Raw genomic sequence first — 9,843 nt, forward strand, 5'->3', positions numbered from 1 at the left:
TCCCGGGACATCACTTGACCTCCGTCAGAATCAGGGTGTCCGCGGCCTTCGGCGACAGCAGCGCGAGCTGCGCCGGGCGGATACCGCGGAACACGTACACCGACCGGCCCTTCGCCAGGCGCCGGGTGTCGGTGATGTCGGGGTTCAGGCGCAGCAGTTCGGCGAGCGGGATGCCGTACCCGGCGCAGACCTCCGACAGCGTCTCGCCGTCCTTCTTCCGGACGGTGTGGATCTTCTCGTCGTACGTCGCCTGGCGCGCCGGGACCGATGCCTTCGGTACGCCGGGATTCGCGAGCAGCTTCGTAAGTTCCGCGGCGGTAGCGGAGGCGGGGATGCCGGTGAAGACATCGACGTCCACGTAGTCGACGCCGGGGACGGTGTGCGCCGTGGCCAGGATCTCGGACAGGCGGGCGGGCTGCCCCAACTCCCGCCCCTCGAAGCCGAGTCGGCGCAGCAGAGCCAGGCGCAGGCGTGGTTCGACGACCTCCCAGCTGTGGTCGGGCGCCACTTTCACCTTCGCCGCCACCAGCAGGGCGACGAGTTCGCGGACGTCCACGCGCACGGGCAGGTTCGGGTCGCCGTACTCGGTGAGGGCGCCGCGCAGGGAGCGCAGCAGGTCCGAATCCTCGGCGATCGGGACGTCGTCCGTGCCCGCGACCGTCACGTGCAGCACGCGCCGCCGGCCGTCGAAGAGTTCGCGGGCGGCGGCCCGGCCGACGCCGGCACGGGAGCGGGTGAAGTCCTCGTAGTCGGGCTCCGAGACCAGGCGGTCCAGGGCGGAGACGGCCAGCGGGACCGTACGCCGGGTCAGCGCGGGTCCGTCGGCGTCCGCGCCGCCGGTGGCCGCGCGCGGGTTGGTGACCGCGGTGACGCCGAGGGGCCGGGTGAGGGCCTGGGTGATGCGGCCGGCGGCGACGTTGGCCGCCTTGCCGGTGCCGAAGCGGTATCGGGCGCGTACGTTCTCGTGGCCGCTGGGCAGGCGTGTGCCGTGGATGCCGTCGCCGAAGGTCACGGTGGTGCGGCCGTCGGCGGTGCTGCCGGTGATGTAGACGCGCTCGCGCGGGCCGCGTCCGGCGAGGCTGTCGACCTCGTGCCAGAGCACTCCGTCGACCCTGACCTCCAGGACGGGCGTGGCGCCGAGGGGGTTGTCGTCGGCGAGCCAGGTGAGCGGTGACTGCCAGAGCGCGAACGTCTGGTTCGTGCGGTCCGAATCGCCGCTGCCGATCGGCTCGTCCCGGCCCTCGCCGTGCGTCGCCTCGACCACGTTGCCGAGGATCTTCACCGTCTCGCGGCGGTAGCGGTACGCGAGGTCCGCGGTGAGCGTCAGTTTCGTGTGGACGTGGTCGCCGGGCAGTCGGGTATCGACGGCGGGATCGGCGGCGGCGATGGTGACGACTTCCGTGGCCTCGACGCCCGCCGTGCCGGGGATGTCGCTGCGCTCGCCGCCGACGATCAGCGTGCGGCCGGGCTGCAACCCGTCGTACAGCTGGGCGAGTTCGATCTCGTTGCCGTGTACGTCCTCGCCGAGCGGCTCGTCGGCCAGACGCAGCGGCTCGCCCCCGGCGTGCACGGTGGTGTCCCGGATGTGCGAGAGCAGGACGTCGAACTCGTCCAGCCACGGGTCGGCCAGGAGGAGTTCCGTGCCGCGGCCGGTGATGCCGTAGTTGGTGTACGCGGCCGTGCGCGCGGCCACCACCTTCGTGGTGACGGACGCTAGCTTGGCGTCGCCGGGGATGCCGCCCTCGGCCCCCTTGGTGGGGCGCTGGATCGCGACCCAGCTGCCGACCGTGATGCCGTCGTTCACGGTGTCCAGTTGCAGGACACGGCGGTTGGTGGGCTCCGGCTTCGAGGCGATGACGATCTCCACGTTGGGCGCGGCGCTGCCCACCGTGTACTTGAGGCTGACCTCGTACTCGCCGTGCGTGATCTGCTTCGGGATGCCCGGCCGGAGGTCGACCTGCTGGGACTCGCCGTTGTGGACACCCACGTGGACGAGGCCGTCCTCATCGGGGCGCGACACGAAGAGGGTGCGTTCGGGCAGGCCCGAGTGGAGTACGGCGGTGACGCCGGGCTCCTGGGAGTCGGTGGGGCGACGGTTGAGCCAGCTCAGTTCGCGGTCCTGGCCCGCGCGGGTGGACAGGTCCACCCGGCCCGGACCGAGGCGGAAGTTGACGGGCTGCGGGACCGGCAGGTTCTCCGCCCGCTGGTCCGAGCTGCCGCCCTCGACGTACTGGAACTCCGCCCGCGCGGGCACCTTGCCCGTCGTGTCGTAGACGACGCGCATGCTCACCAGGGCGGCGCCGGTGAGCGGCCAGTCCGCGGCGCGGATGACGCGGCCCTTGTCGTCCTGCATCGGCTTGAGAGGAGCCATGGCCCCGAAGGGCGCCGCGGTCACACGCATGGCGTGGACTTCCCGCAGGAGCTGAGGGGTGCCGGGGGCGGCTGCCCTCCGCCAGGCCGGGTAGAGGCCGCTCAGGCCGGGGTTGAGGGCCGAGAGCAGCCGGGCGGCGTCGGCCCCGGGGTGCTGGGACTGGGTGCCCGCGGAGAGCGCGGGCGCCTTGCCGCGGAGTGCGGGCAGGACGGAGGTCAGGGCCTGGAGGGCGGCCTCACGCTCCCCGAGCGCGCTCTTCTCGGTTGCCGGGCCCTGGTCGTCCGTAGGCTCGTCCGTCGGCGGCAGAGGCTGCGAGGGCGCCGACTCCCGTGCTCGCTCGGCCAGTTCGGCCAGTACGGCCTCCAAGTGCTCGAACCACGCCGCCACGTCCTCGTATGACGTGGCGAGGACCTGTGCCTCCCCGAGGCGTACGACCGGCTCGGCGAGGCGGGCCGCGAGGCGCTCCGGCGTCTTGATCTCGTCCAGGTCGGCGCGCAGCGGGGCGAGGACCTGGTCCTCGAAGTCCTCGATCAGCCGGCTGACCGGCCGCGGGTTGGGGACTTCGGGCGTGGGCGGCTCGTCGCCGGGCTCGCCCGGGGCCTCGGGTTCGGCGGTCCATCGCCGGACCTCGTCGACGAGTTCCTTGAACGTGGGCGGCGCCGACCTGGGCAGGGAGATCGCGGTGATCTCGTCGTCCCGGTCGACCCGTACGTTCGCCACGGGCAGCAGCTTCCGCTCGGCGCCCGCCCGCTCACCGAAGACGAAGAGCAACTGGTCGCCCGTCCGCAGCGTGTGGGCCGTGCCCTCGACGAACAGCTCGGAGCGGCGCTCCAGGTCCCGCGGGGTGACGAGGGTGGGGCGCCTGCGCCGGACCTTGAGCTCGTTCCAGTCCCAGCGGGCCGTCAGGTCCCGGCTCGTCTCCAAGGTCTGCGACTCCTCGCCGGCGGACGCGGGCACGCTGTGGCTGCGCGCCCCGCGCGGGATCACCACGGGCAGGGTCTCGGCACGCGGATCGCGTTCGAGGCTGTACGCGAGGTGGGTGGAGGCGGCGACGCCGGGCCGTGGCCGGTGGCCGACGAGCCTGCCGAGCAGCACGAGCGAACGGTGTTCGTCGGCTGTGCGGACGTAGGCCTCGTCGGCGATCCGCTCGGAGTGGAAGGTGAGCAGGTCGCCGAGGACGGCGGTGGCGTCGAGCAGGCCGATCGCCGGGTCGTCGGGGGTGCGGACCGTGAGCCCCTTCAGCGCCGGGTACGCGGGCGAGGCGAGCCGGTCGAGGAGGGCGGCCAGGAAGGAGCCGTACTCGCCGACGCGGTAGTCCAGGGCGGTGCGGCCGGGCGGGTTGTGGAGCGGCGCGGGGGTGAGGCGCTCGTCGTGGCCGCCGCCGCACGCGCCCCCGCAGCCGCAGTCGTCGAGGTCGCTCATCGGGCACCTCCGAGGGATATCGCCAGCAGGCCGTTCTCCGGCCGGTCGGGGTCGTTGTCGCAGGTGGCGATCTCCAGCGGGCCGAGCCGCAGCACGCCGTCCTCCCTCTCTCCTCGGTCTTCGTGGAACAGCCTTCTCAGGCGGGTGACATGGACGCTCTCGACGCCCGGCACGGCCGCCGCGACGGCGACCAGGCGGCTCAGCCGGACCGGCTCACCGAAGGTCAGCGCGTCCGGGTGGAAGAAGCCGAGCCGTCCGCCCGGGAGGCGGCCGCTGCCGAGCACGCGGTACAGCTCGGCCAGGATCTGCCCGTGCTGGTGCCCCGGCTTCGCGCACACCGTCAGCGCGATGTCGAGCGGCACCGGGCGGGCGCGACCGACGACCAGGTCGTGGCCGATGCGCCGGTACGCCTCCAGGGACTGCGCCACCGAGTCGAGCAGCACGTCCGTGGGTGCGCCGGTGCCGTACGCGTCGATCGCGACGTGGGCCTCCTGGACACTGCCGGTCCAGCGGATCTCGGCGGCGGCCCGCTGCACCCCGGGCAGGGCGGAGGCGAGCGCCGCGTAGTCCTCGGCGGTGACGGCGCGCAGACGGGTGCGGCGCAGGTCGAGCGGCGCCAACTGGCGTACCTGCTCGATCGGTTCGGGTTCCGCGCCGCCCACGGCGGGCAGCGGGTTACGGACGCCGGCCACCGGCGGTTCCTCGAAGTCGCCGTCGCCGTCGCCGCAGAGGACCAGGTGGTTGATGGCCTCCGCGCCCACGTTTCCCGCGGTGCCGCCGCCGAGCCGGTAGCGGAGTTCGAGGCGGGTACCGGGTGTCGGCCGCGCGCCATGCCGGCCGTCGCCGAAGCGCAGCGCGAGGCGTCCGTCGTCCTCCAGCTCGCCGACGAAATGCCTCTCGCGGGAGGTGCTGTCGAGCAGATCGCGGCGGGGCTCCCAGGTGACGTCGCCGTCGTGGATCCGTACGGCGGGCAGTGCCTGTCGCGGATCGTGCCGGAGCGCCGCCGAGGCGGGCCCGCGGAGCACCAGCTCGTCCGGGTGCAGTCCGGCCGCGTATCCCGGCCCCCAGCTCTGCGCGATCTCCCACGCGATGTGCCCGTCGAGGACCGTGCCCGCGCGGGCACGTGCCGTCAGCACCTCGACGCGGCGCAGCTTGGCGTCGAGCAACGTGTCGCTGCGGTGCAGGAGTTCACGCAGGGCGCGGACCGGGTGGACGTGGAGTTCGAGCCGCTCCAGGACCTTCAGTCCGTAGATCACGGTGAGTTCGGCGATCTCCTGCTCGCCGAGCCCGTCCTGGTCGCGGGCGCTGCGCCACAGCTCGACCAGACGCTGCTTCACGCGTCCCGGGATGGCGCCGATCCGCTCCGCCTGTCCGGCGGCGACGGTCCACAGGTCCGGGAACGGCACAGCCTGCACCACGGGCGAACGGCCGAGGACCGGCCGGAAGCGGGGCACGATGCCCGGGTAGACGGACTGGGCGAGGAGGGTCCTGAGGGCCGCGGCCTGGGCGTACGCCGTACCGGGCGTCACCCTCCCCCAGCCTCCGGCCGGGGGGACCCCCATCTCGCTTCGCTCGTGGCGCTGCCCGGCGAGTTCCAGCCCGAGTCCGGCGCGTCCGGTCGCTTCCTCGCCGACGACCTCGAACAGTTCACGGATGTCGTCGGCGGTGAGCGACCGGCCGTGCTCCGCCTTGTCCGTAAGGGAGTTGATGAGTTTGGCGGGCGCGTTGCCCTCGTCGGGGTCCCAGCAGCCGAACGCGGGAGGGTCGCAGGGCGCGACGACGGCGGGCGCGGGAGGCACGGTCACCGTCTCCGGGAGACCGTCGCCGCACCAGTTCAGCGAGCGGCCGTGGTCGACGAGGACGACGTTGCCGCGCGCGAGCGTCACGTCCTCGACGGGCTCGCAGTCGCGTCCGCCGCGGGTGGTGAGACAGAACGGGGAGCGCAGGGCGTCCTCGGCGGCCCAGGTGATCTCCAGGACCGGCTGGTCCTCGATGCGGTCGATGCCCGGGGTGACGGAGGTCAGACGTACGACCTGCCGGTGGGCCGGGTCGGCGTCACCGGGGGTGCCGGTGCGCGCTCCCTTCACTTCCTCCAGGACGAGCAGGTCACCGGGGGCCAGTTCGAGTCGGCGTTCCTCGCAGGTCTCCGCGTCGCGCCACTCGTCGCGCAGGGTCGCGGCGGTCGCCCCCTGGGGCAGGGTGCACACCTCGCCGCCCCAGGTCCACAGGCGGATCGCGTTGTGCGCGGCCCGCAACTGAAGCGGGTCGGCGGCGGCGACCGGTTCGAAGACCTCCACGGACCCGCGCTCGTCGAGCTCCGCGAGGTCCCCGTCGCCGATGACCGTGCCGGGCTCGGGACGGTCATGCGGGTCGAGGGTGCGTACGTCGACGGAGGCGAAGCGGTACGTGCCCGCGAGCAGCGTGTGTTCGCCGGCGGTCTCCACGGTGACGTACGCGCGGGCGTTGCAGCCGTCGTGCATCGCGTAGTCGATGAGCCGGACGTGACGGCGTACGGAGACCCGACGGCGCGCGGTGTCGAGGTACGCCTCCGTGGCGACCGCGTCCTGCTGGTAGCTGATCTGGTCGCCGGTGTACGCGAGCAGCTCGACCAGGGTCATGCCCAGGTCGGCGGGGTTGCGCTCGACCCAGTCGGGGCTGGTGAGCGCGAGGCGGTCGAGAAGCAGCTTGCGGATGGTCTCGTAGTCGCGGGCGGTGTAGTCGATGACGGGCGCGGTCGGGAACTCCGGCTGCCGCTCGTGCTCGTCCTTGCAGTCGAAGGGGGTCGGGCAGTCGGGGCGGAACTGGAAGTACGCGCTGTGGTAGCGCTGGTCGAAGCCGCGGTAGGGCTCCGTGCCGGGGCGTCCGTACGGGTCGGTCTCCACGAGGGAGAACCGGTAGCGGGAGGTGTCGCCGGCCTTGTCGAGGGTGACGTACAGCCGGTCGTCGAGCTCCGGGTCGTCCTCGCGTTCGACGCTGACGTCGACTGCCGTGATGCCGGTGACGCGACGGCCGCCGTCGATGCGTACATTCTCGGGGCACAGGCCGTGCGGCGCCTTGCCGAGGAACGTGACGGTGAGCATGAGTCCGTCGCTCACCTCGACGGCGTCGACTCCGTTGAGCTGGGCGGCTCTTACCTTGGCGCGCCGGGAAGTGGTGGTGCTCGCCGTCGTCATGCCGCGGCCCTCCCTTCGAAGACGTCGTCGCGGCGCGTCCCCGTGGCGCGCACGGCGTACGAGAGATACACGCGGACGACGTTGTCCTCGCTGACCACGTCAAGGGCCTCCACGTCGATGAGATCGCCGAGCCAGCGCTGCAAGGAGGCCTGCACGGACAGTTCGAGGGTGTTGGTGAGCTCGGGGCTGTTGGGCGCGAACACCAGGTCGAGCAGTCCGCAGCCGAAGTCCGGACGCACCACGCGCTCGCCCGGGCTGGTGAACAGCAGTTGCTCGATCAGGTCGCGGACGTGCTCGTCGCGGTCGGCGTGTGCGGTGCGTCCACGGCGGTCGGCCCTGAAGGGGAACGAGATGTCGGTACGCGGACGGCTGCGCCCAGGTGTGCGTGGGCTCATCGGACGGTCACCTTTCGCTGCGCGGTCTGGACGACGGGCGGTCCCTGGGGCACGAAGGCCGCCGTGAAGCACTGGGCCGCGGAGGTGTCGAGCAGCACGGGCGCGCCGTCGACCATGACGCCGGCGCCGTCCGCGGTCCAGCGGACGGAGACGCAGGGCATGGGCACACCGTCGACGGTGTGCGGGCAGCCGTTGACGACATAACTGTGCGCGGCCGTGGCGACGGGCGAGCCGTCCACGCGCACGCTGCCGGTCGGAGTGGTGGCGGTGGCGCGACCGCCGTGCGGGCAGCTGATCACGGCGGCGGCACCGAGCAAGTTTCCGGACATCCCAGTGGACGTCCCGGACATCCTGGACACGTTCGTCCTTCCCCCGTTCCTATCGCTTCGACGCGACGGTCAACTGACCCTCGTTGATGTCCACTTGGTTGCCGCGCAGGATGACCTCCGCGCCGAGGCCGTTGGAGATCACGATCGCTTCCTTGGTGATGCGGATGTACGCCCCGCCCTGGGCCTGCAGCAGAATCCCCTGATCGGCGCCGGGCGGATCGCTCATCACGATCTTGTGTGCCGCGGGTGTCTGCACCACGACGGGCTTGGCCTGCGACGCGGGCTGCACGAGACGGCGGGCATCGGGCGGCAGCTCGGTCTGCTCCCCGTACCAACACCCGGTCCAGACGGGGAAACTCGGATCCCCCTGCTCGAACTCCACCCACACACCCGCCCCCGGCGGCGGCACCACGAACTGACCCGCCTCCGGTCCGGTGAACGGCAGACAGGGCAGCGCCCAGGTCGACGGCTCGTCGCCCAGGACGTCCGGGACCTCGACGGTGATCCGGCCGATGTGCAGCGGATCGTTGTTGTCCACGACTCGGCCTCGGAACTTGCCGAGGTAGCGATTGCTGGGTGCCGCCATGCTGAACTGCTCCTGGTCTGTGGGATGTTGCGTAGTGATGCTGGTGATGCGTTACGGCCGGACGTAGGCGCTGCGGGCTTCGAGGCCCTCTCTGGAGAGGGTGAAGTTCTGCTGGAAGGAGCCCGGCCGCAGGTTGTGCGTGACGGATTTGACGTAGTAGTCGCCGTCGTACGCCCGTCCCGAGCCGCGCACGCCGACCAGCTGGCGCGGCTGCAGGAGGTAGCCGTGCCGGTTGACGTCGAGCGAGCCCGAACCGGAGATGACGTCGGCGGACACGGCGGCGCGGGCGAGGAGTTCGGCCTCGGCCTGCTCCCGCTGCTGCTTGGCGGTGCCGGACAGCGTCTTGCGCTTGAGGGCGGGCGTGGGCCGCTTGCCGAGGGGCGGGCGCAGCGGACTGATCGGCGGCTGCGGGAGGAGCGTGGACTGCCGCGTTCCCGGATCCTGCCAGCGGGCCTGCGGCTCTTCGCGGGCCGTCCCGTCGTAGGCGAAGGTGAGCTGGTCGACGGTGGAGTTGGCGTCCATGTTGACGTTGAGGGCGTGCTGGCGGATGCCGAGGCGGATCTCGGGTCCCCAACGGGCCGAAGACTGGCCGGGGTTGGGGCCGGGCTCCAGGTAGAAGGTGTAGCCGTTGGTACGCGCGAGCTCGTTGATGTACTGCAGGTCGGTGCCGGTCTGGTAGTGGACGCGGAGGTCCTGGTGCGGGGGCTGGGTGACCTTCTCGGCGTACACGTCTGGGCGGATGCCGTAGTCGGAGTAGCGGCGCAGGATCGCGAGAACGCGCTCGGAGGGCGGCAGATTCGGGTACCGGTCGGTGCGCTCCTCGAGGTCCATGAGCAGGCTCAGATCCTCACCGGTGACGGTGAGGGTGGAGTGCCCCGGCTGATTGCTGGCCCCGACCTCCTGGCGCACGATGAGGCCGTCGAAGAGGACTTCGGGGGTGCCCTTGATGCTGACGGTGACGATGAGCCGGGTCTTCGGGTCGAAGAACCCTTCGGGGAGGAGGCTGCGGCTGATCAGCCCGTTCTTCGTGAGGTCGAAGGCCAGCTGAAACCCGCTGCGTTCGCCCGCGGTCGCGGTGATCTGGGCGGACAGCAGCGCTTCGGTCACCTCGGCGGGGACTGGCCGGGCGAGCTTCGGCCCCATGTGCAGGGTGATGTGGACGGGGCCTTGCCCCACGGGCACCTCAGACACGCCGGGCTCCCTGCGGGAATCCGCCGGCGAGCGGAATGCCGATCTCCTTGCCCGCTTCGTCGGTCAGCTCCCGGGGGTCGAGCACCGGGTTGGCGTCGGCTATCTGCCACCACTGGCCGGGGTCGCCGAAGTAGCGCCGGCCGAGGAGGTCGGGGCGCTCACCGGCGCTGACGGTGTGCGTCTGTGTGTCGTCCTCTTCCCGGAGTTCGTGGAGAGGAGGAAGCAACCGCCGCTTGGTGTAACGGACTTCGGTCCCGTCGGGCTGCCGGTGCACCCCGATCTCGGCGTCGTGGTAGCGGCTGGTACGGGGGTAGGGGTGCGCGCCCGGTATCGCGTCCAGCGCGTTCTCGTACGGCTCGATGTCGGTCATGGCGTT

Annotated in this window: 7 protein-coding genes; all 7 read right to left on the bottom strand. The window is 71.9% G+C overall.

Features of this window, described 5'->3' with window-relative positions; genetic code table 11:
- Window positions 1-10: 10 nt before the first annotated feature.
- From G6048_RS19715 to G6048_RS19745, 7 genes are read right to left on the bottom strand one after another with little or no spacing between them, the layout of a single operon-like run.
- Window positions 11-3,793: a putative baseplate assembly protein gene (locus G6048_RS19715; protein ID WP_165340877.1), complete on the bottom strand. Its 3,783-nt coding sequence runs from the start codon at window positions 3,791-3,793 to the stop codon at window positions 11-13.
- Window positions 3,790-6,966, bottom strand: a complete 3,177-nt coding sequence (locus G6048_RS19720; protein ID WP_165340878.1) for a putative baseplate assembly protein — start codon at window positions 6,964-6,966, stop codon at window positions 3,790-3,792. The genes G6048_RS19715 and G6048_RS19720 overlap by 4 nt, the downstream gene beginning before the upstream one ends.
- Window positions 6,963-7,361, bottom strand: a complete 399-nt coding sequence (locus G6048_RS19725; protein ID WP_165340879.1) for a GPW/gp25 family protein — start codon at window positions 7,359-7,361, stop codon at window positions 6,963-6,965. The genes G6048_RS19720 and G6048_RS19725 overlap by 4 nt, the downstream gene beginning before the upstream one ends.
- Window positions 7,358-7,690, bottom strand: coding sequence for a hypothetical protein (locus tag G6048_RS19730; RefSeq protein ID WP_165340880.1), 333 nt, complete (start codon window positions 7,688-7,690; stop codon window positions 7,358-7,360). The genes G6048_RS19725 and G6048_RS19730 overlap by 4 nt, the downstream gene beginning before the upstream one ends.
- Window positions 7,691-7,739: 49 nt before the next feature.
- Complete coding sequence (locus G6048_RS19735) at window positions 7,740-8,276, bottom strand: phage baseplate assembly protein V (RefSeq protein WP_165340881.1); 537 nt, start codon at window positions 8,274-8,276, stop codon at window positions 7,740-7,742.
- 51 nt (window positions 8,277-8,327) lie between these two features.
- Entirely contained in the window at window positions 8,328-9,467 is a 1,140-nt protein-coding gene (locus G6048_RS19740; protein WP_165340882.1) for a hypothetical protein, read from the bottom strand.
- On the bottom strand, window positions 9,460-9,837 hold the full coding sequence (locus G6048_RS19745) for a hypothetical protein (protein WP_165340883.1): 378 nt from the start codon (window positions 9,835-9,837) through the stop codon (window positions 9,460-9,462). Before G6048_RS19745 ends, G6048_RS19740 begins: the two co-directional genes overlap by 8 nt.
- Between the last annotated feature and the right edge of the window lie 6 nt (window positions 9,838-9,843).

Origin of the sequence: Streptomyces ureilyticus (assembly GCF_011045025.1) — a bacterium.
GTDB lineage: Bacteria > Actinomycetota > Actinomycetes > Streptomycetales > Streptomycetaceae > Streptomyces > Streptomyces ureilyticus.

What these genes read in the sequence shown, in the direction of transcription:
- G6048_RS19745 (WP_165340883.1), bottom strand. Translation starts at nt 9,837, where the DNA reads ATGACCGACATCGAGCCGTACGAGAACGCGCTGGACGCGATACCGGGC.
- G6048_RS19720 (WP_165340878.1), bottom strand. Translation starts at nt 6,966, where the DNA reads ATGACGACGGCGAGCACCACCACTTCCCGGCGCGCCAAGGTAAGAGCC.
- G6048_RS19735 (WP_165340881.1), bottom strand. Translation starts at nt 8,276, where the DNA reads ATGGCGGCACCCAGCAATCGCTACCTCGGCAAGTTCCGAGGCCGAGTC.
- G6048_RS19730 (WP_165340880.1), bottom strand. Translation starts at nt 7,690, where the DNA reads ATGTCCGGAAACTTGCTCGGTGCCGCCGCCGTGATCAGCTGCCCGCAC.
- G6048_RS19725 (WP_165340879.1), bottom strand. Translation starts at nt 7,361, where the DNA reads ATGAGCCCACGCACACCTGGGCGCAGCCGTCCGCGTACCGACATCTCG.
- G6048_RS19715 (WP_165340877.1), bottom strand. Translation starts at nt 3,793, where the DNA reads ATGAGCGACCTCGACGACTGCGGCTGCGGGGGCGCGTGCGGCGGCGGC.